Here is a 23,416-nt window from a genome sequence, read left to right as displayed (position 1 = left end):
GTGGTTTTAGTGTAATAACGCACAAAAAACCGGAAAGTATCTCTATTTTTAGCGGTTTAACGCGAATAGACACCGTTTTTCTCGGATTTATACATGTCCCTTCTTCGAAAAAAGACCGTATCCCAAATCCTGCGTGATGCCAACGAAGGCGAGTCCAGCAAGCTAGTCAAGACGCTGGGTGTTCGCGATCTGACCTCATTTGGTATTGCGGCCATCATCGGAGCTGGTATTTTCAGTACAATCGGACTGGCGAGTTATAACGGCGGACCGGCCGTGTCATTACTGTTTGTTTTTACGGCCATCGCCTGCGTCTTTACAGCCCTCAGTTACGCCCAGTTTGCCAGCACCGTTCCCGTCAGCGGTAGTGCCTATACCTACGCTTACGTAGCGTTCGGAGAGATTTTTGCGTGGGTAATTGGCTGGGCGCTCATCCTGGAATATGCGGTCAGCAATATGGTAGTGGCTATTTCCTGGTCGGAGTATTTTACGTCTATGCTGAGCGGTTTTGGTATTACATTTCCGAAGTATCTGGCTACTGATTACGGGTCGGCAGCCCGCGCTTTCGATTTGATGCAGCAAACCCGTCAGGCCGGTACCGACGTAATGACGCTGCCCGAAAACACGCGTATTTTAGCCGACGCTTACGCCAGCGCCCCCATGCTCGGTGACCTGAAACTGATTGCCAACCTGCCCGCCGGTGCCATTACGGTTCTCATTACGGCGCTGGTGTATATTGGCATCAAAGAATCCCGTACCGCCAGCAATATTCTGGTGGTTTTGAAGCTAGGCGTGATTGGATTAGTTATTGCCGTAGGTGCCTTCTACGTGAAGCCCGCCAACTGGTCACCCTTTGCGCCAAACGGCGTAGCGGGTGTGCTAAGTGGGGTGGCTTCCGTGTTTTTTGCCTTTATTGGTTTTGACTCCATTTCGACGACTGCCGAGGAGTGCAAAAACCCCCAGCGCGACCTGCCCCGCGCCATGCTGTACTGCCTGGCGATCTGTACGGTGCTATACGTTCTGATTACACTCGTGCTGACGGGCATGGTCAACTACAAGGAACTGGGCGTGAGCGATCCGCTGGCCTACGTGTTTCAGAAAGTCAATCTGGATTTTGTAGCCGGAGTTATTTCCGTGAGTGCGGTGGTGGCTATCACGAGTGCTCTGCTGGTCTATCAGCTCGGTCAGCCGCGTATCTGGATGACTATGAGCCGCGACGGACTGCTCTGGAAACGCTTCTCGACCATCCATCCGAAATATAAAACGCCCTCGTTCGCTACCATCATAACGGGCGTTCTGGTGGCGGTGCCCTCGCTGTTTATGGACCTCAAGTTCTTTGTCGATCTGACCAGCGTCGGAACGTTCTTTGCCTTTATTCTGGTCTGCGCCGGCATTTTATATCTGGACGCACGAGGGCTCTCGGCACAGTCGAAATTCAGAGTACCTTACGTAAATGGCAAGTACATTATCGGGCTGGTATTTCTTGTCGCGCTGGCTTACGCACTGACCGGCGGCAACCTGCTGCAAACTCTGGAAAGTAAGCCGCTGCTGGGTGTATTCTGGCTTGTTTGGGCCGTGCTTGCCGTTTTGGGATTCCAGCATAACTTTTCCCTGTTACCCGTTATTGGCGTTCTGACGAACCTTTACCTAATGACGGAACTTGGGGCCAGCAACTGGCAGATCTTCGGTATCTGGCTGGTAATCGGGCTGGTTCTGTATTTCTCTTACGGCTACCGACAGAGTAAACTGGCAAAGCGGGAAAATCCGGTGGGTATTGATTGAGGGCTGGCTAATTGGCGGTATGCGATTCTTTCTTTTCTTTTTTGCATTGGCCTTCTCGGCTCTGGTGAGCTTTGGCCAGACCGTTGCCCAGAAGCGTGCTACCAGGCTGGGTCTGGGCATGAATCTGTCGTATCTGGAAGGCTACTGGAATGGTACGCAGAGCCGACATTTCCGCGATTTTGTTAAACTGAACGAGGTGCCGATTCGCAAACAGCGGCTGGCCGATATAGCGCAGGCTGGTTTCAAAACTGTCCGAATCCCCGTTAGTTTTGGCGCCTGGGCCAGTATTGATGCCCCTTATCGATGGGAGACGCCGGAGTTTCTGGCAGCTCCTGATTCGCTCGTGCAGTGGGCCCTGGCTAACAACCTGAACGTTATTATCGATCTGCACCACATTGAGTTTGACGGGAGCGTGAAAGGAGCCGATGCACCAGAACGACTGGCCTGGCTCTGGCAGCAGATTGCTGAGCGCTACAGAGGCACCGATCCGGAGCGGGTCATCCTCGAACTTCGTAATGAGCCGCACGATATGACGGCAGCCGCCTGGCGGGCGCAGGCTACCCAGCTGATTCAGACGGTACGGAGTATTGCCCCTCAGCATACACTCCTCGTGGGATTTCATGACTGGAACGGACTCGACGCCCTGATTCGCTCCGAGCCCTTCGCTGACCCGAACCTTATTTACACCTTCCACTTTTATGATCCGTTTGTGTTTACGCACCAGGGAGCCAGTTGGGCGGGGTCGGGTCTGCCCGATCTGAAGGGAATTGTTTTTCCGGCTACGGCCACAACCAAAATTAACGTACCGGCATCAGCAAAAGGAACCTGGGTGGAAAGCGCGATTAATAACTATGCCAGCGAAGCGACTTACGAAAATATGTACCGTCGGCTCGAACTGGCCAAAAACTGGTCAGTGGCGAAGAGCGTTCCTATCTTTCTGGGCGAGTTTGGCTCATACAATCTGAACGCTGATGCTGACAGCCGCTGCCGGCATGCCGAAGCGATTTATGTCGCGCTGGGTAAGCTTCAGATTCCCTCGGCCTGGTGGGAGTGGGACGGCGGTTTTGCCATGTTTGAAAAAGGGACAACGCAGCTTATGCCGTGCATGAAAGCCGCGCTGAACACCTACCAAACTGGCCAGCCGACCGTACTACATGTGGAGCCTGACCAAGAGAATGTAATTCAGCTGTATCCCAATCCGGCCCGGGACGCCGTGCGAATCGTATCGACTAGGCCGATACCGACGTCAGTGCGGATCGCCGACCTTTCGGGAAAGGTTCTGATGAGCACCAGCGTTACGGGCCCCGACATAGCTATAGTGAGCCTACCGGCGGGCCAGTATGTCCTGACGCTCTATGATAAAACCAGCAGGGTACTTGGTACGGCGCGTTTAGTGAAACAGTAGAGTTCGCCAGAGTTGCAGGCTGGAGCGCGGAGACTAACCTGCACTGTTCTGTTGACCGGCACTTACGCTGGCTCTGCTTCTGCGTTTATCCACCGTCAGCAGGAAAGCGGGCAGCAGGATCAGGTTGGAGGCCATGCCCATCAGAAGCGTGATGGACACCAGAATACCCAGTGCAACGGTGCCCTGGAAAGTCGAAGCCGTGAAGATGGCGAAGCCCGCAAACAGAATCATTGCCGTGTAGAACATGCTTAGTCCCGTGTACCGGATTGTTTCTGACACGGCCCGGGCAAGTGGCATCTTACTATGCCTCAGTTCATCGCGATATTTGGTGATGAAGTAGATGGTGCCATCGGAGGAGATACCGAATGCAATGCTGAAAATCAGAATTGTGGAGGGCTTGAGGTGAATCCCGCAGAAGCCCATAATCCCCGCCGTGACGATGAGCGGCACTACACTCGGCAGAATCGCGATTAAACTCAGCCGGACGTCGCGCAACAAAATGACCAGAATGACCGAGACCAACAGAATCGCCAGTACTGTACTCTCGGCGAGGTTTTTCAGCAGGTAATCGTTTCCTTTCGTAAAGACCACGCTGTTGCCTGTAACATGCACGTCATACTGCTCATCAGGCGCAACGCGCTTCCCGGTTTCGCGGTCAATATTGAAGATAGAGTCGGCTTTGGGCTGGAGTGTGTTCAGCAGTTCGGTCGTGCGGACCGTACCGACATCGGGCATCTGGAAACTGACGCGGGTATATCGGCGAGTACTGTCCAGGTAAGCTTTAAACTGGCCTTCTGACCCTTTTAGCTGAGGGGCGTAACTGGCCAGCTGACTCAGTTCGAGGGCACCGGGCAGGGCGTAATACTTTGGATCGCCACCCCGGTACGACTGGTAGAAAAACTTGACGGCTTCGACCAGCGACAACGGCCGTGTAAACTCGCCATACTTGCTGAACTCCCGTTCCAGCAGCCGGATTTTGGTCATCGTCTGGGGCGTCAGCACCCGGCCGGCACGTTTGGTATCGATGCTTACCTCAAACGGCATTACGCCTTTAAAGCGGCTTTCAATGAACTTCAGGTCGGTATAGATCGGGTCGTTTTTGGGCAGATCGTCTACTACATAACCAATGGCGTTAATACGTAGGGCACCGATCACCGAAATGGCCGTCACAATGACAATGAAAACATAAATCGCGGTTCGGCGGGTATGAGCAAGGTGATCTACCCACGACAGAAACCGGTTCACCTGCCGCCTATCCATGTGGCCACGCTGCTTCGGCGAAGGGGCCACTAAATAACTGAACATAATCGGGATCAGAACGAGCGAAACCACATAAGTCGTCATTATACCGAGGGCCGACACCAGACCAAACTGCAGCAGCAGCGGGCTGCCGGTAAAGTAAAACACAAAAAAACCGATGCTCGTCGTGATGTTGGCAAAGAAGGTCGTTTCGCCTACTTTTTCGACCGCAATGCGCAGCGCCTTCGACTGGTCGCGGCCCCGATTTAGTTCTTCGTGGTAGCGGTTAAGTAGAAAAATGGCGTTCGGAACACCGATCACAATAATCAGCGGTGGAATCAGTCCCGTTAGCAGGGTAATATCGTAGCCCAGTAAAACGATGTATCCCGTTGCCCAGATAACGCCCACGCCCACCACGGCTAGGGCCGTCAGCACGACCGTCAGCGATCGGAAGAAATAGAACAGAATCAGGGCCGTTACCAGAAACGCCAGGCCCATAAACAGGCCCATTTCACTGCTGACTTTGGCCGTAAACTCGGTTCGGATATACGGCATCCCAGACATATGCACCGACAGCTTATGCCGCGTACCGAACGAATCCGCCACCGCTTCGACCTGCCGGACAAGTGTAATCCGGTTCTTGGTATTAACCACCTTCTGATCGAACGTAACGGCCATCAGGTGTGCTCCACGGCCCGTGGCGGCTGCGGTGCTATCCTGCACTAGACCCCGGTAGAACGGGAGCGACGTAATCTGCTTACGGAGGCTGTCCACGTCGGCCTGCGTTGTCAGCGCCCTGGGGACTAACGGCCGGACGCGGAACGTATGCGCCGAATCGTCGCGAACAACGTTGTAGAGACTGGCGTTGGATACCACATCTTTGATACCCTCAATATTCTTGATTTTGCGGCTCAGCGCATACCAGTCGTTAAAGAAACCAAGCTGGTACATGCTGTCGGTTTCGATGCTCAGCACCATTACGCTACCGTCCTGTCCGAAGCGGCTTTTAAAGGCTTCGTAACGCTGGAATTCGGGGTCGGTAACGGGCAGGATTTTGGCGATTTCGTAGGAGAGCTTAACGCGGCTCGCCTGATAGCCCATGAAGACCGTGCCCAGCAGAATAACCGCCACGAGGGCCACCCGATTCGCAAGAATAAATGAGGAGATGCGATGCCAAATCATCAACGAAGAATAAGCGTAATGAAGGCCCGCAAGTTAGGGAAAAAATGAGTGGGGTGAGGCAGGGCGCTGTATTCCAAACGCTGATCCACCAATTAACGGACAGTCGTTCCAACGTTAATTCGAATGCTTGACTAAGGCGCCACAACACAGATTCTACTGGCGACCAATGGGCCAATTAACATTTATTTATAGGACAATAGTTATAATATTTTGTCTAAATCCGTTAATTGTTAGACAACTCTTTTCCCTTATTAACTGTCTGGTCATTAGTAATCTCCTTCTCTCTAAACCCTTATCTGATCATGGCAAATTTTTCATCCTTTCGCTGGGGCGTAGTATTGCTGCTCTTGCCCGCTATGCCGCTGCTGGCCCAGAACAACTACGTAGCCACCTCGCCTGCTTCTCCCACACCGGGTGTTAATAATGTAATCGTCGGAATCAATGCGGGCAACGGTAGCATGACAGGTGGTTCTAATGTATTTGTAGGCTATGAAGCCGCTAAAAGTAACACGACGGGTTTTCAGAACGTCTTCCTCGGTGAACACGCCGGTACATCAAATACGACGGGAAGTACCAATGCGTTTGTGGGGGCTCAGGCAGGCCTTAACAACACAACAGGGAACAATAATGCTTTTTTGGGGGCCTACTCCGGGCTGAATAACACGACAGGCTCTGGTAATGCCTTTATGGGTGGCCTAGCCGGATCGAGTAATACTGTGGGTATCGGCAATGCATTCTTTGGCTCTCAAGCTGGTCAGAATAATACAACAGGTAGTAATAATATATTTTCTGGTAATCAGGCTGGTTTTTCAAACACAACAGGGCAGAAAAATATATTTATAGGTAGTTTGGCAGGCTACACCAATACGTCGGCTAATCAGAATATATTTTTCGGCGACCGGGCTGGCTATGCTAATACAACAGGCATCAATAATGTATTTACTGGTATTGAAGCGGGCTCTTCCAATACAACAGGATTTAATAACGTCTTTTCTGGCTATTGTGCAGGCTGTAGAAACACAACAGGGCACGATAATGTGTTTACTGGTAATCAAACGGGGGTTTACAATACAACGGGCAGTTATAATGTATTTACTGGCTTAAATGCTGGATTTTCTAATACGACAGGAAATAATAATTCTTTCGTTGGCAATTCTGCAGGTTTTTATAGTACAACGGGTTACAGTAACGCTTACATAGGGGTTTATTCTGGCTTTGTCAACCAGACTGGTCACAACAACGTAGCTATCGGCGACTCGGCTGGTTTCAACAACACCGTTTCCAACAACGTCTTTGTGGGCTCCAAGGCTGGTTTCTCCAGCACTACGCCAGCTTTAACGTCTTCACCGGTGCTTACGCCGGCTACACGAACACCACCGGTAGCTTCAACGTCATCAGTGGTCTGGATGCCGGACGTAACAACACTACGGGTAGTTTTAACGTCTTCACAGGCCATCAGGCGGGCATGGCTAACAACGCCGGTAACCAGAACACGCTGATCGGCTATCAGGCGGGCATGGCCAGCACCGCTTCGGCCAATACCATGCTGGGCTACCGCGCCGGGGCCAGCAACACCACCGGCCAGTTCAACACGTTCATGGGCGTGCAGGCCGGTGTCAGCAACACGACTGGTAGCTCCAACTTTATCATGGGTACCAACGCCGGCTCGGCCAACACAACCGGTTCCGCCAACTTCTTTCTGGGCGATAATGCCGGAGCGGCCAACACGACGGGTGGCTTTAATGTGTACCTGGGCAGCAACGCGGGCAATGGATCGGGGGTTAACGGGTCTAACAATACCGCTATCGGCTTTGAGGCTGGCCGACTCAACAGCGGAGGCAACACCAACACGTTTGTGGGCTTCCGGGCCGATGCTGGCTTCGGCAACCTGACTAACGCGACGGCATTGGGTACCAATGCCCGGGTGGATATCAGCAACGCGCTGGTGCTGGGCAGCGGGGTCAATGTCGGCATTGGCAACTCCTCGCCCTCCGCCCGGCTGCATCTGACCAGTGGAGTAGCTAATAATTCGGGTCTGCGATTGGAGAACCTGACCAGTGCTTCACCAGCGGCTACCAATGCCAGCAAATTTCTGACGGTGGATGGCAGCGGCAATGTTGTTCTGGCTAATTACGTCGCTGGGGCGCGGGTAGGGGCCGACGGTGAGGGGGTCGAAGCGTTATGGCAGCGGAAAGGGGACTACCTGCAGAGCCTCAAGGGCGAGGCTATCATTATTGGTCAGGGCGTGAGCAAAACCCCTTCGGGCTACAGTCTGTACGTGGGACAAGGCATTCTGACTGAGAAGGTGAAGGTGGCCGTCAGGAACACCGCTGAGTGGAGCGACTATGTGTTTGGGCCCACCTACAAGCTGCGCAGTTTAGGCGAAGTGGAAACCTACATTCAGCAGCACCAGCACCTGCCGGGCGTGCCCTCCGCGCAGCAGATGGTGGAGCAGGGCAACGATCTCCACCAAACCGACGCTAAACTGCTCGAAAAGATCGAAGAGTTGACTCTCTATATGATTGAGCAGCGGACGGAATTAAAGGCGCTTCAGGCGCAGAACAAGCAAATGAAAAAACGGTTATCTTTACTTGAAGCTAAACCGAAGCGTTAAACCGCTTCGATTATAAAACACCAATATTATCCCTGGGTTTCCAGCTGACTGCACCTATAGTGCTGGCTCAGCAGAATCCCCAAAATATGGTCATCAACTGCTCGGTGACGGCTTGTATTAGCGAACAGAAAGCTGAGGAAACCATCCGGGCCAGTAACGCCGTCGACCGGGGCGTCACGGCCCTCTACACGGCCGTTCAGCTCGGTGCGACCGGCCGCCGATGTGCCGGGTCTGTGGGTGAGGACCCATCCGAACCCCTTCGTTGAGCAAACAACCGTGGAGTACAACCTGCCGACGACGGGCCGGGTACAGTACACGCTGCTGAACGGCAAAGGTAGGTGGTACGTCAGGTTGACGGAGTGACTGGGGAATCGGGCGGTCGGCATCAGACGCAGTTAGAAAGAGTCGGCTTACCGGTGGGCTCCTACCTATATCGCATTGAGCAGGGCAATGAAAGCCAGACGTTACGTCTGTTAAAGAAAGAGTAGAGACCGTTTAATTTATTAGAAAAGCCACCTCGCCGGTAGCATTTTTTGTGGAGAGATTCAAAATCCGTACGCAGTCCAATAAATCGGTAACCTGCCCGTTTTGTTGGACTGCGTACGGATTTTAGCCAGCTCAGCCCTAAACTATGTCCCTGTTATCTGCTCTTGGGTCAATGCCTATACCATAACTAATATACTACATAGATCACCTGGATGAAATAGTGAGACATAAGCTGAAAGTCAGTAGCTTGGTGGCATCCTCCGTGTTGGAAAAGTTTTTCTTATTCACTATAATTTTCATTGGTATGACCAGATTATACTTGATTCTAACTTGGTTAATATTACTGTCACCATTGGTGATAGCCCAGAACAATTACGTAGCTACAGCCCCGGCTGTGGCCACTCCGGGCAGCGAGAATGTACTCGTCGGGATCAGCGCAGGAAACAACACCATGACGGGTTCCAGCAATGCGTTTGTAGGCTACCAGGCCGGTTTCTCCAATACAACAGGCGTTCGAAATGCATTCATAGGCCATCAATCGGGCTTCTCCAATACGACTGGCTCTGACAATGCGTTTATCGGCGGTCTGGCGGGGCGAGCCAACACAACAGGTAATAGCAATGTATTTGTAGGCTATCAGGCCGGCTTTTCCAATACAACAGGTAGTGGTAATGCGTTTATAGGCTATTCTGCTGGTTTCTACAATACGACAGGGTTTTCTAATGCCTTTATGGGCAATGGGGCGGGTAGTAAAAATACAACGGGGTCAGCCAACGCCTTTATAGGAACGGCTGCGGGTAGTGATAATACAACAGGCTCTGACAATGCCTTTGTGGGTTTTGCAGCCGGTGGTGCCAATACGACGGGTTCGGCTAATGCGTTTTTGGGCTACCGGGCGGGCGAGCAGAATACAACTGGTATCGGCAATGTCTTTATGGGGTATCAGGCCGGTAATAAAAACACAGCGAGTTCTTATAATGCCTTCATCGGTTATGAGACAGGGTTCTCAAACACGACGGGATCGGCCAATGCTTTTCTGGGTAATGCTGCGGGCAACAGAAATACCACCGGTTCGCAGAACACCTTTCTGGGTAACGAGGCTGGGTATGCTAACCAAACCGGTACGCAGAATACGTTCGTCGGTTACAGGGCAGGACTCAACTCCACGGCTCAGGCTAACACGTTCATTGGTCACTCGGTGGGTCAGGCCACTACAACCGGCCAGTTCAACACCTTCATCGGCGTACGAGCTGGTGTAGCCAATACCACCGGCTCATCGAATCTGATGCTGGGCGTCAACGCCGGCGCGGCCAACATCACCGGCTCGGCGAACTTCTTTGTGGGCGACAACGCCGGGGGCCAGAACACTACCGGCGGCTTTAACGTCTATCTCGGCGCTAACGCAGGCAATGGGGCTGGCGTCAATGGTGACAACAACCTAGCCATCGGCTTTGAGGCTGGTCGGGCTAACGTGGCTGGCATCAACAACACCTTCTTAGGCTTCCGGGCTGATGCCGGCGCCAACGGATTGAGCAATGCAACGGCCATTGGCAACAACGCCCGGGTCAATGTCAGCAATGCGGTGGTGCTGGGCAGTGGGGCCAACGTGGGCATCGGCAACTCAGCGCCTACGGCCCGGCTCCATGTAACGACGGGCACCGCTAACCAGTCAGGTGTCCGCCTAGAGAATCTGACCAGCGCTTCACCGGCTAGCCTGACCAACCAAACCAAGTTTCTAACCGTCGACGGCAGTGGCAACCTCATCCTGGCCAGCACTACCAGCGGAGGTCGAGAAGCGGCCACTGAGAGTCTGTGGCAGCGTACTGGCCGGTATCTGGCTAGTAGGGAAAACGATGCGGTGATCATTGGTCAGCATGTCAACATGACGCCCGCCGGCTACCGCTTGTATGTGGCCGATGGCATTTTGACCGAAAAGATAAAGGTGGCCGTGAAGAACACCTCTGAATGGGCAGATAAGGTCTTTACTCCGACTTATCTGTTACGTTCCCTGAATGAAGTCGAGACGTACATTCGGCAACACCAGCACCTGCCGGGCGTGCCCTCCGCTCAGCAGATGGTGGAGCAGGGCAACGACCTCCACCAGACTGATGCTAAACTGCTCGAAAAGATCGAAGAGTTAACCCTCTACATGATTGAGTTAAAGCGTGAAAATCAACAGCAGGCCGCACGTATCCGGCGATTGGAACAGAAGTCTAAGCACCCAATGCGAAACAGACGATAAACAGTTTACCGTTTGCTCAAGGAATTAGAGCATCTGGGAAAGATAACTCTATCTTTTCCAGACAAATATCCGTTCACCTATCGTCTTATTCCTATGCGCCTTGTCTTCTACTTTTGTATCGCTTTACTGCCCCTGAACCTGCTGGCCCAGGGCAACTACGTAGCTAACACCAGCAACTCCGGCACTCCGGGCACGTTCAACACGCTGGTAGGCCCCGGTGCAGGGGGCAATGGTTCCATTACCGGCAATCGCGGAACCGTAGTCGGCTACAATGCTGGTTATTTCCTGACTTCTGGCGTAGGCAACTCATTCTTCGGCGTCGATGCAGGTAAATTTACCACGACCGGTACAGACAATGTATTTGCAGGCTTTGAAGCTGGTTTGAACAACACTGCAGGATCTCAGAATGTATTTTTGGGCCGGGCAGCCGGGGGTAATAATGTGGCTAATGGAAATGTCTTCATTGGACACCAGGCGGGCGTAAATAACACGAGCGCGGCCGGAAACGTTTTCATGGGCTTTCAATCTGGATTCAACAATACTACCGGAGCCAATAATGTGTTTACCGGTTACGGGTCCGGCGTAAACAATACGTCGGGAACTGGGAATGTATTTTCTGGATTTCAGGCCGGGATCAATACAACGAGTGGAAATAACAACGTGTTTTCGGGTTATCAGACGGGCTACTACAACACAACCGGCAGTTTTAACACCTTTTTGGGTCTGTATGCCGGAGCCTTTAACACAACTGGCAGTAGCAATACGTTTGTTGGAAGGGAGGCTGGCTATAATAGCTCAACGGCCACGAATAATACATTTATAGGGCAAAATGCAGGTCGGAACAATACGTCAGGCTATAGCAACGCTGTTTTGGGCGGACGGGCCGCTTATAACAACCAGTCGGGCCGTAACAACGTAGCCGTAGGCGATTCGGCGGGCTACAGTAATAATGCCTCAAATAATGTTTTTCTGGGTTCCAAAGCAGGTTTTTCTAATATTGGCAGTACTCAGAATACGTTTGTAGGCTATCAGGCTGGTTACAGCACGACAGTGGGGGCCAACACCTTTCTGGGCTATCTGAGTGGCCGGGCTAACACCACCGGGCAGTTCAACACGTTCCTGGGCGTGCAGGCGGGTCTGAACAACACCACCGGCGGCTCCAACGTGATGATCGGCGTTAATGCCGGCAGCAGCAATACCAGCGGTACGGCCAACTTCTTTGTGGGTGACAACGCCGGGGCTGCCAATACCTCCGGGGGGTATAACGTGTATCTGGGCACCAATGCGGGCAACGGCTCAGGCGTCAACGGCTCCAACAACACGGCCATTGGTTTTGAGGCTGGTCGGGGCAATAACGGCGGTAATACCAATACGTTCATCGGCTTTCGGGCCGATGCCACGGCGGCTGGTCTGACCAATGCCAGTGCGTTGGGCACCAACGCCAGGGTCAGCCAAAGCAACAGTCTGGTGCTGGGCGACAACGCTAATGTAGGCATTGGCACGGATGCTCCGCTTAACAAACTGCACATTGTAGGTGGTATTCCTAACTCAGCAGGGATTCGCCTGCCCATTACGTCGGCCAGTGCGCCGGTTGCCAACGCCAGTAAGTTTCTGACGGTCAATGTGAACGGAGATGTAATCTTAGCCAACTACGTCGCCGGGGCGCGGGTAGGGGCCGACGGTGAGGGGGTCGAAGCGTTATGGCAGCGAAAAGGGGACTACCTGCAGAGCCTCAAGGGCGAGGCTATCATTATCGGCCAGGGCGTGAGCAAAACCCCTTCGGGCTACAGTCTGTACGTGGGACAAGGCATTCTGACTGAGAAGGTGAAGGTGGCCGTCAGGAACACCGCTGAGTGGAGCGACTACGTGTTTGGGCCCACCTACAAGCTGCGCAGTTTAGGCGAAGTGGAAACCTACATTCAGCAGCACCAGCACCTGCCGGGCGTGCCCTCCGCGCAGCAGATGGTGGAGCAGGGCAACGATCTCCACCAAACCGACGCTAAACTGCTCGAAAAGATCGAAGAGTTAACCCTCTATATGATTGAAGCGCGTCGGCGTAACGAGCAGCAACAGAAGGAAATAGATCAGCTTAAAAAAGAGAATCGGCTGATCCGGCAGCATCTGAAAAAGAAGTAATAGCTACCGGTTAGTCGAAATCAGACGAATGATTGTCTATAGGATTGAGGTTAAGTAATCAATCCAGATATTTAAGCACGGCTTAGTTGAGCCGTGCTTTTATCGTTTCAAACCACTGCCCTGGCAAAACAATCCGGTTATGAAAAATCAATACGTACTCCTGTTGCTGCTGGTTGGACAGACTGCACTGGCGCAGACGGGACCAGCCATCAATGTACCGCTCTCTACCTATAACCTGCGCGCGAACAGTGAGCAGCGCTACCGTTTCCAGCTCCCGATTTCTTCTACGTTGACTAAAACCGTCGGCATTGGATCTTACAAGGCGTTTGATGATCCGGCGGCTCCCTACAATACGTACCTGGGGTATTCGGCGGGCAGCGGGAGTTCTACGTATGGTAATCGGAATACGGTGTACATTGGCTCATACGCCGGAGCCTTTGGGCATCGGGGAGGATCGAATAACGTGGCGGTGGGCGCTTTTGCGTATTACTCCCAATACGCCGGGGTTTATAACGTAATGGTAGGTGATAGTGCCGGATACAATACGGGTGGTGGATCGGCGAATACATTTGTTGGCGCCGGGGCTGGCATACAGAATACGTCGGGGTTTAATACGTTCGTTGGGTACCGGGCGGGGCGGCTCAACACGGGCGGGCAGGACAACACCTTTGTGGGGGCCAGCGCCGGTACTCAGAATACTATAGGGGTAAACAACACCTTCATTGGTTCGGGGGCGGGGGCGTCCAACACCACCGGGCTAAATAACGTCATGCTGGGCTACGGCGCTGGCAGTAATAATACGGCTGGCGTAAACAGCGTTTTCCTGGGCTTGCAGGCCGGAGCTGGTAACACCACCGGCAAGCAGAATCAGTACATGGGCGTTCAGGCAGGGTTTGGCAATGGTACGGGGTCCAGCAATATCGCTATTGGTATGCGGGCGGGCTACAATAATAAAAGCGCGTCTTACAACATCATGATTGGCGACAGTGCCGGACTGAATAATCTGGCCTGGAATAATATCATGATCGGCAGCAAAGCCGGATTAGCCAATTTTAATGGAACTGAAAACACCCTGATTGGCATTCGGGCCGGAACGAATACGACCGCCGGATCAAACACCATGCTGGGGTTTCAGGCGGGGCTAAGCAACACCACGGGTCAGTTCAACACCTTTCTGGGCGTACAGGCGGGGCAGAATAATACAAACGGTAATTCCAACGTCATGATCGGTACGAACGCGGGTTACGCCAACACCAGCGGTACGGCCAATTTCTTTGTGGGTGACAACGCCGGGGCCGGTAACACGACCGGCGGCTATAACGTCTACTTAGGCACCAACGCCGGTAACGGCACGGGCGTTAATGGCTCCAACAACCTGGCTATTGGTTTCGAAGCTGGCCGGGGCAACAGTGGCGGCACTACTAATACTTTCCTGGGCTTCCGGGCCGATGCGGGCGCGTCGGGACTGCAAAATGCGGCTGCCATTGGCGCTAACGCCCGCGTAACGGTGAACAACGCGCTGGTGCTGGGCAACAACGCTAACGTAGGTATCGGTACCACGGCGCCCTCGGTCCGGCTCCATGTCACCAGTGGGGTAGCCAATAGCTCGGGGTTGCGGCTGGAGAACCTGACCAGTAGCTCGCCCGCAGCGGGTAGCGCCAGCAAGTTTCTGACGGTGGATGGAACGGGCACGGTGATCCTGGCCAACTACGGCAGTGGTGGTCGCGTAGCGGCCGACGCCCTCTGGGAACGTAATGGTCAGATTCTGCATAGCCGAAATGCCGACCGGGTCGTAATTGGACAGGACATCGCCCGAATGCCCGCCGATTACAATCTGTTTGTGAGTAAGGGGATTCTGACTGAAAAGGTGAAGGTAGCGGTGAAAAACACTGCCGAGTGGAGCGATTACGTGTTCGCCCCAACCTATCAACTCAAGCCGCTGGCTGAGGTCGAGGAGTTCATCAAGACCAACCAGCACCTGCCGGGTGTCCCCTCGGCCGAGGGCATGGTCGAGCAGGGTAACGATCTCCACCAGACCGATGCGATGCTACTCAGAAAGATTGAAGAGCTGACACTTTACGTCATTGCGCTCGAAAAACGCTCTCAGTTGCAGGATCAGAAGAATCGCCGGTTAACCCGGCAGGTTGCTGAACTGCGTCGTCAGCGTCGGTAATTAATCCGGATTGTGTCTCCCCGCTCAATAATTTTTTCTGAGCGGGGACTCCGCAAAGGCATTATCCCTTAAGGAGTTAACAACGTAATGACATCCGTAATTAAACGAATCGGGTATTGGTGTTCCAGACATCCTATTCCGGAAACAAAAAACAGGTTTTAAGTCGGTAATTTTGCGGCATCAACAACTCATATGGAGGAATCATGTCCAAATTCTACCAACGGTTTTACAACCGACTCTTCGTTATGCTGTGTTGCGGGCTCAGTCTGGCGATGCCTGTTCTGGCGCAGGTATCGGTCACGCCTTCCAGCACAACCCTTACCGAAACGTTCAATACGCTGGTAACCAGCGGAACTGCTACCTATGAGCAGAATACGACGATTCCCGGCGTCTATGCCGAGCGAACCGGAACAGGAACCACTATTACCGCTAGTAATGGAGGTTCGAATGCGGGCGCTCTTTATAGCTTCGGAACAGGTACGGAAACCGACCGGGCGCTGGGTTCGGTTGGCTCGGGCGGAGCGGCAGCCGGTAGCTTTGCTTATGGTATTCGGCTGCAGAATAATACGGGTTTCACAATCACGTCGCTGCAGGTAACTTACGCAGGCGAGCAGTGGCGCAACAGCGGGGCTGCGGCTCAAACCGTCACTTTCTCGTATCTGGTTTCGGCTTCGCCCATCACGAGCCTGAGCGTAGCCGCGGGCGCTGTACCAACGGGCTACACGGCCGTGCCATCGCTGGACTTTACCAGTCCGATTTCGGGTACAACCGTTGCCTCAGGCGCGCTTAACGGAAACGCTGCTGATAACCGCACCGTTAAGACGTATACCATTACGGGCCTGTCTGTGGCGAACGGGCAGGAAGTTATGCTCCGCTGGTACGATGCCGACCAGACCGGGAGTGACCATGGCCTGTCTATCGACGACGTATCGATTGTTCCGACTACAGACGCACCATCGACAAATCCGACCTTAACGGCCACCCCGGTAACCATCTCCAACCTGATGACCAATGTGGGGACTACCTCGGCGCCAGGCTCGTACACGCTGACGGGACGAAACCTGACGCAGCCCGTCAACATCTCGGCCACGGCGGGCGTTGAAATCAGCAATGATGGTAGTATCTACACACCGACTCTCTCCATTACGCCCGCCAGCGGTAACGTTGATGCCGTTATTCGGGTCCGTCTGACGGGTGCCACCGCCGGGCCGGTGAGCGCGACCGTTTCAAATGCAACCAGTACGACAGCGGGACCGCTGTCGGTGAACGTAACGGTAAGCGGGGCCGTAAATGATCCGGCAGCTCCTTTTGCAACTATCGCGGTGGCCCGGGCGCAACCCAACGGAACTTCTACGGCATCGCTGCCGGGTGGTAAGGTCGCCGGACGCGTTACGGTCAGCAGCCAGTTTGGCGGTAAGCAGTTTTACATTCAGGACGCAACGGCGGGCATTTCGGTTTTCAACAGCACCACAGCCGTAGGTAGCCAGGTACAGCTGGGCGATTCCATTCAGGTGGCCGGTGTCATCAATACGTATCAGGGCGCCCGGGAACTGGATATAACCAGTTATACCGTCGTGGCGGGAACGCCCAGAATTCCCGAGCCGAAAGTGGTGACGCTCGATCAGCTGCCCGCCAATGAAGGTTTGCTCGTAAAAGTGCTGGGCGTAACCATCAGTGGCACGGCTCCCACCTTCAGCAGTACGTCGTACACGCTGACGGCGGGTTCATCAACCGGTACGCTGTACATCAAAGGTGCTTCGGAACTGAACGGGGCGACCAAGCCTTCGGGCCCGGTAGATATCGTCGGTATCAGCGATCATTTTACGAGTGGGGCAACGAACATCACAGAGTTGTTTCCCCGGATTCTGTCCGACGTGCCGGGAGCTACGCTGGCGGATCAGATTTGTGGCGGTACGGGTGGCTCGGAACTGACCCGCGATCAGACCTTCGATATCAGCACCTGGAACGTAGAATTCTTTGGAGCTGATGCGGGTTCAATTACCTGTCCCACCGCACCAACTACCCGGCCGTATGCCGACCAGGGACCGGTTGATGAAGACAAGCAGGCCCGGAACGTAAAGGCTGTATTCGAGAAGCTGAACGCCGACATCATTGTTGACGAAGAAGTAAGTGATGAGGCTCGCTACGCCCAGGTTGTTAGTTCGCTGCCGGGCAGTTATAGCTACGTGTGCTCGAACCGATTTTCATATTACTTCCAGAACGAATGCGATCAGACCGTAAACAGTGACGGAACTGTCTTTGGTCCAACCCGATACGCGCAGAAGGTTTGCGTCCTGTATAACACCGCAACCGTAACGCCGGTGCTGGCGGAGAGCAAGCCTCTACTGATGGATAAGTACTCATATCCGTCCTCAAACGGCTGGGCGTCGGGCCGGTTACCGTACCTGTTCGTAGCGAACGTAACTATCAACGGCGTTACGCGCAAGATTCACGTCGTGGGTATCCACGCCAAATCGGGCAGCGCTACGGCCGATTATAACCGCCGGAAACAGGACATTCTGGATCTGAAAGCTGAACTGGATCAGAACTATCCCAATGCAAACATTATCCTGCTTGGTGACTACAACGACCAGATTCTGACGTCGATTACGTCGGGGCAGCCATCAACCTATGCCGCTTTCGATCAGGATGCGGCCAACTACCAGGTCATCACCAAACCCCTTGAAGCCACAGGCTGCGTAACGTTTAACTCATCGGCGAGTTTCATTGATCATATCACCATCTCGAATGAGCTGGCTCCTGCCTATGTCGGCAACTCGACCAATGTTCTGTTACCGGCTACCGGCATCGAGGGACCGTATGGGGCAACGACTTCAGACCACAATCCGGTATCGGCACGCTTTAACTTAGCGGCTCTGCCGGGTGATTCGAGTCCGTTGGCCGTTACGCTTACTGCCAATCCTACGCAGGTTACGTCGGCGGGTTCGACTACGCTGTCGGCAACGGTATCGGGTGGTACGGCTCCGTATAGCTATACGTTCAGCGGACCGGGTACGATCACGCCCAATGGCAACACCGCTACGGTAACGAACCTGACCGCTACCGGCGCTCAGTCGTTCACGGTAAAGGTATCGGATGCAGCCAGCCAGACGGCTACGGCCATTACGTCGGTGACGGTAACGGGTGGTTCGGCAGGCACTGGCGAAAACCTGTTCGTTGGGACCGGCGCCGGGGCTTCGAACACCAGCGGGGGTAGCAACGTGGCTCTGGGGCCAAAAGCCCTGTTCTCGAACCAGACCGGCACCAATAACGTAGCCGTGGGCGATTCGGCCGGTTATAAGAACCTGGCTTCCTGGAATACCTTTATCGGCTCAAAAGCTGGTTATTCAAACACAACAGGCGTGCAGGCGACCTTTGTGGGCGACTCGGCGGGCTATTTCAGCAACGGGCGTGCGAATACGTTCATCGGTTACCGCGCGGGTCTGCGTACAACCACGGGAAGCTTCAATACCTTCATGGGCGTGCAGGCGGGTCTGAACAACACCACGGGTTCATCGAACTTTATCATGGGCACCAATGCCGGGGTGAGCAACACCACGGGTACAGCCAACTTCTTCCTGGGCGACAACGCCGGTGGGCAGAATGTTTCGGGTGGCTTCAACGTCTATCTGGGCACCAACGCCGGTAACGGAGTGGGTGTCAACGGCGATAACAACGTCGCCATTGGCTTTGAGAGTGGAAAAACGAACACCGGCGGTATCACCAATACGTTCGTGGGCTTCCGGGCCGATGCGGGCGCGTCGGGACTGCAAAATGCGGCTGCCATTGGTGCCAACGCCAGGGTAACGACTTCCAACGCCCTGGTGCTGGGCAGTAATGTCAACGTGGGTATCGGTACCACGGCCCCCACGGCTAAACTGGAAGTGGTGAGCAGCACCACCAACAGCTCGGGCCTGAAACTGACCCAGCTGACAAGTGCATCGCCCGCCAGCCTGAACGTCAGCAAGTTCCTGACCGTTGACGCGACGGGTAATGTGATTCTGGCCAACTTTGCCAGCGGCAGCCGCGAAGCCGCCATTGACGGACTCTGGAAACTGAACGGTCAATATTTGCAGAATACCGGAACCGGCGTTGTTATTGGCGATAAGATCAGCAAAACGCCGGTCGGTTATCGGCTGTTTGTACAGGATGGTATCCTGACCGAAAAGGTGAAAGTGGCAATCCGCAACACCAGCGAATGGGCCGACTACGTCTTTGCCAACGGCTACCGCCTGAAGCCACTGGCCGAAGTAGAAGCGTTCGTAAAAACCCACCGTCACCTACCGGGCGTACCCTCGGCGGCTGAAGTGGTGAAAGACGGCGTGGACGTGGGTAAGATGGATGCCAAACTGCTCGAAAAAGTAGAGGAAACCATGCTGTACCTGATGCAGATGAACAAACGTCTGGAGCAACTGGAAAAAGAAAACCAGCAGCTTAAGAAGGAGAACCAGCAGATCAGACAGCAACTGAAAAACCGTCATTAGTTGCTTACGTAATGAAGCTTACAACACAACCGCCTGGCTTCGGCCGGGCGGTTGTTTGCTTTCATTCGCCTATTGTCCTGCCGCCGATTATACGTTCAGGCAACTGAATTCAGCAAACGCATGGAAGCCCCTCGCTACGCCGGCCGGGCCGTTCAGCTACCAGTCAGTAAATGTCGGTCGACCGGCGTAGCGAGTGCAGAATGGGTTCGGTACTTTTGACCACTATCACCTCAGATTCATGTGTATGCAACTACGCTCTACCTATTCATTTCTAGCCCTTGTGGGTCTGTTCAGTTCACTAGTCACCTTGAAAGTACAGGCTCAGGACAACATCGTTGTCACTTCACCCAATTCACCTACGCCCGGTAATAACAACGTTATTGCTGGTATTGACGCCGGCAATTCGTCCATGACGGCGGGGTACACCGTTCTGCTGGGTCGGTCGGCGGGCAAAAACATGACGGTCGGCAGCTACAGCACGTTTGTGGGCGGCCAGGCAGGCCTGAGCAACACCACGGGAACCTATAATACCTTTATTGGCTATTACGCGGGCGTGCTGAACTCATCGGCTATCAACAATACGTTTGTGGGCGCGCAGGCCGGGCGTAACAATACGCTGGGCCGGGAGAATCTGTTTGAAGGCGCACAGGCCGGTTTTAACAACAAAACAGGTTTCAACAACACCTTTGGTGGTTTTCAGGCGGGGTATAACAGCACCACTGGTTATGCCAACGTAGCGTATGGAGTTCGGGCGGGCTACAATCTGCAGACGGCCCGTTATAACGTAATGCTTGGCGACTCAGCGGGGGCTAATACGAGCGTCAACGGAAACGTAATGATCGGCAGTAAGGCGGGGTATTTGAACCAGACCGGCGTCCAGAATACGTTCCTGGGCTTTAACACCGGCTATAACAACGTCGGTACGGCCAATACGTTCATCGGCTATCGGTCGGGCTATGGAAATACCACGGGTCAGTTCAATACCTTTATCGGTGTTCAGACCGGGGCCAGCAATACCACCGGCTCCAGTAATTACATGATGGGTACTAATGCCGGGTTGAACAATACCACCGGATCGGGCAATTACTTTCTGGGTGATAACGCCGGTGGGCAGAATGTTTCGGGTGGCTTCAACGTCTATCTGGGCGCCAACGCGGGGAATGGCGCGGGCGTTAATGGTGATAACAACGTAGCCATTGGCTTCGAAAGCGGCCGGACCAACAGTGGCGGGCTGACGAATACCTTCATCGGCTTCCGGGCCGATGCCGCAGCTTCGGGCCTGCAAAATGCCAGTGCGTTTGGGGCCAATGCGAAAGTAACCGTTTCCAACGCGGTTGTTCTGGGCGCAACCGACGCCAGTGTGGGTATTGGCACGACAGCGCCAACGGCCAGACTGGAAGTAGCCAGCGGCACGAACGGTTTGTCTGGTCTCAAGTTCACTAACCTGACCTCCGCCAACACCTCTGCTATTAACAGTAGCAAGTTCCTGACCGTCGATGCAACCGGCAATGTAATTCTGGCCAATTACGTTAGTGGCGCTCGCGCTGGTGCTGAAGCTACCGCATCCAGCGCCGAAGGCTTATGGGTCCGTACGGGGCGGACCCTGCAAAGTCGGGAAGGCGATGCAGTGATAATCGGCACGGGTGTTGGCCGTACTCCGGCCGAGTACAATCTGTTTGTAAGCAAAGGAATTTTGACCGAGAAGGTGAAAGTGGCGGTCAGGAATAGCCGTGACTGGAGCGATTACGTATTTGCCCCAGATTATCAGCTCAAGCCGCTTGCAGAAGTGGAGCGGTACGTTAAAGCCAACCAGCATCTGCCAGGCGTACCTTCGGCGGAGCAGGTGGTTCAGGAGGGAGTTGATATGGCCCGCATGGACGCCAAACTTCTGGAAAAAATTGAAGAGTTAACCCTGTATGTAGTGCAGATCAACAAAAAGGTCGAACAGCTGGCAAGCGAAAACCGCGCCCTGAAACGGCGGCTTTCCGGAAAGAAAATCGGGCGATAACTGGAAGAAAACCGGGTTAAAAATTTTTAATGGATTAAACGCGGTCGCTTTACGTAATTTTGAATCAGGCCCGTGGAGTCAATCCGGCACACTCCACGGGCTTATTGGTTCATTTTCTTTCCTAACTGATAGTATGACCAATAAAAGTTTTGTAAAAAAAGCGCGCTGAAAAAAATGACCGTTGTTAATGATTTGCGAAAAATGTTAACTTTGGTCCGGAACCTAATCCATCGATTGCCAAGCTCATAAGATGGGTTAGGAAAAACTGTTTAATTCAGGACGCATCCATCCCGTTGTTGTCAGGCTTTATGAAAAAAAATTTACTGCCCTCCGTTTTGCTGGCTGGTCTGCTAACCCCCGCCTTGTACGCCCAGTCGATCGCTCCTCCGGCCAATACCCCATTGACCATAGAGGGTGATCTGAACCTGCCCGCCGGTAAATCTATTCAGGCAAATGGAAGTAGCTTTCTGACCCTTCCGCAGGCAGGGGGCACTAACGTTCTGATGGGGTATTCAGCGGGCGCGGCTGCACAGACCGCTGCGCAGAACACGCTCGTTGGTCATCGGGCCGGCGTATCGGCTACGGCCTCGGCGAATACCATGATCGGATTTCAGGCCGGGGCGTCTACGACGAGTGGCGGTTTCAACACGTTCATCGGCGTACAGGCCGGGCTGAATAACACCACTGGTTCCTCAAACCTGATGCTGGGGACCAACGCGGGCTCGAGCAATACGACCGGCACGGCCAACTTTTTTGTGGGCGACAATGCCGGGGGGCAAAATACGTCAGGCGGCTATAATGTCTACCTGGGTACGAACTCTGGCAACGGAACAGGCGTTAACGGCTCCAATAACGTGGCCATTGGTTTTGAAGCTGGCCGGGGCAATAGTGCCGGTAGTACCAACACGTATCTGGGTTTCCGGGCCGACGCCGGGGCATCGGGCCTGACCAATGCGAGTGCGTTTGGAGCCAACGCGCGCGTAACGGCCAGCAACAGCCTGGTGCTGGGCGATAACGCCAACGTGGGTATCGGTACCACGGCTCCCGCCAATAAACTGCAAATTGTGGGTGGATTAGCCAATACGGCGGGGCTGCGTCTGCCGCTGACCTCGGCGAGTACACCCAGCAGTAATGCCACTAAATTCTTAACGGTAAACGCAAATGGCGATGTGATTCTGGCTAACTTCGCCAACGGTGCCCGTCAGGTGGCCGATGCCGAAACGATTGATCTGCTCTGGACACGTAATGGGCAGTATTTGCAAAGCAAGGGTGGTGAAGCAATCATCATTGGCAGCGGCATTCGGAAAACTCCGGCTGACTATAAACTCTTTGTAGAAGGAGGAATTCTGACCGAAAAAGTAAAGGTTGCCATTAAAAACGCCAACGACTGGTCGGATAAGGTGTTCGCTCCGACCTACAACCTGCGGCCACTCAGCGAAGTAGGCAAGTTCATTAAAGAGCACCACCACCTGCCGGGGGTTCCTTCGGCCGACGAAGTCGTTAAGGAAGGTGTGGACGTGGGCAGGATGGACGCCAAGCTGCTCGAAAAAATTGAAGAGCTAACGCTTTACATGCTCCAGATGAAGGAGCAGCATACCCAGGAAATCAAGCAACTCAAGCGGGAACTGGCGGCTGTGAAGAAAAAGGCTAAAATCAGCCGACGTTAAA

General features: G+C 53.8%; 12 protein-coding genes. 11 read left to right on the top strand and 1 reads right to left on the bottom strand.

Annotated features, from left to right (window positions below; genetic code table 11):
* Positions 1 to 93: 93 nt before the first annotated feature.
* The gene (locus HNV11_RS17225) at positions 94 to 1,779 is read left to right on the top strand and encodes an amino acid permease (RefSeq protein WP_171740835.1); all 1,686 of its coding nucleotides are present in this window, start codon (positions 94 to 96) and stop codon (positions 1,777 to 1,779) included.
* 19 nt (positions 1,780 to 1,798) lie between these two features.
* Entirely contained in the window at positions 1,799 to 3,184 is a 1,386-nt protein-coding gene (locus HNV11_RS17220) for a cellulase family glycosylhydrolase (protein ID WP_171740834.1), read from the top strand.
* Positions 3,185 to 3,217: 33 nt separating this feature from the next.
* On the opposite strand, the gene HNV11_RS17215 is transcribed toward HNV11_RS17220, so the two are convergent.
* Positions 3,218 to 5,605, bottom strand: a complete 2,388-nt coding sequence (locus HNV11_RS17215) for an efflux RND transporter permease subunit (protein ID WP_171740833.1) — start codon at positions 5,603 to 5,605, stop codon at positions 3,218 to 3,220.
* 302 nt (positions 5,606 to 5,907) lie between these two features.
* Here HNV11_RS17215 and HNV11_RS17210 point away from each other — a divergent pair, with 302 nt between their 5' ends.
* The 9 genes from HNV11_RS17210 to HNV11_RS17170 all read left to right on the top strand — a co-directional run bounded on the left by HNV11_RS17210 (position 5,908) and on the right by HNV11_RS17170 (position 23,415).
* Positions 5,908 to 7,104, top strand: coding sequence for a hypothetical protein (locus tag HNV11_RS17210; RefSeq protein WP_171740832.1), 1,197 nt, complete (start codon positions 5,908 to 5,910; stop codon positions 7,102 to 7,104).
* Complete coding sequence (locus HNV11_RS17205; protein WP_240163522.1) at positions 7,071 to 8,219, top strand: autotransporter outer membrane beta-barrel domain-containing protein; 1,149 nt, start codon at positions 7,071 to 7,073, stop codon at positions 8,217 to 8,219. Before HNV11_RS17210 ends, HNV11_RS17205 begins: the two co-directional genes overlap by 34 nt.
* Positions 8,220 to 8,323: 104 nt before the next feature.
* The gene (locus tag HNV11_RS17200; protein ID WP_171740831.1) at positions 8,324 to 8,485 is read left to right on the top strand and encodes a hypothetical protein; all 162 of its coding nucleotides are present in this window, start codon (positions 8,324 to 8,326) and stop codon (positions 8,483 to 8,485) included.
* Positions 8,486 to 9,060: 575 nt separating this feature from the next.
* Positions 9,061 to 10,947, top strand: coding sequence for an autotransporter outer membrane beta-barrel domain-containing protein (locus tag HNV11_RS17195; protein ID WP_240163521.1), 1,887 nt, complete (start codon positions 9,061 to 9,063; stop codon positions 10,945 to 10,947).
* Positions 10,948 to 11,040: 93 nt separating this feature from the next.
* The gene (locus HNV11_RS17190; protein WP_171740829.1) at positions 11,041 to 13,083 is read left to right on the top strand and encodes a TMF family protein; all 2,043 of its coding nucleotides are present in this window, start codon (positions 11,041 to 11,043) and stop codon (positions 13,081 to 13,083) included.
* Between the two features lie 139 nt (positions 13,084 to 13,222).
* Entirely contained in the window at positions 13,223 to 15,256 is a 2,034-nt protein-coding gene (locus tag HNV11_RS17185; RefSeq protein WP_240163519.1) for a beta strand repeat-containing protein, read from the top strand.
* A gap of 203 nt (positions 15,257 to 15,459) precedes the next feature.
* The gene (locus tag HNV11_RS17180) at positions 15,460 to 19,740 is read left to right on the top strand and encodes an endonuclease/exonuclease/phosphatase family protein (RefSeq protein WP_171740828.1); all 4,281 of its coding nucleotides are present in this window, start codon (positions 15,460 to 15,462) and stop codon (positions 19,738 to 19,740) included.
* Between the two features lie 244 nt (positions 19,741 to 19,984).
* Positions 19,985 to 21,748 carry a beta strand repeat-containing protein gene (locus HNV11_RS17175; RefSeq protein WP_240163517.1) on the top strand — a complete coding sequence of 588 codons (1,764 nt, stop codon included), beginning with the start codon at positions 19,985 to 19,987 and terminating at the stop codon, positions 21,746 to 21,748.
* A 308-nt stretch (positions 21,749 to 22,056) separates the two neighbouring features.
* Positions 22,057 to 23,415, top strand: a complete 1,359-nt coding sequence (locus HNV11_RS17170) for a bZIP transcription factor (protein WP_171740827.1) — start codon at positions 22,057 to 22,059, stop codon at positions 23,413 to 23,415.
* The last annotated feature ends 1 nt before the right edge of the window (position 23,416 follow it).

Source organism: Spirosoma taeanense (genome assembly GCF_013127955.1).
In the GTDB taxonomy this organism is placed as follows: Bacteria; Bacteroidota; Bacteroidia; order Cytophagales; family Spirosomataceae; genus Spirosoma; species Spirosoma taeanense.
This window is presented reverse-complemented; position numbering and strand designations above follow the sequence as displayed.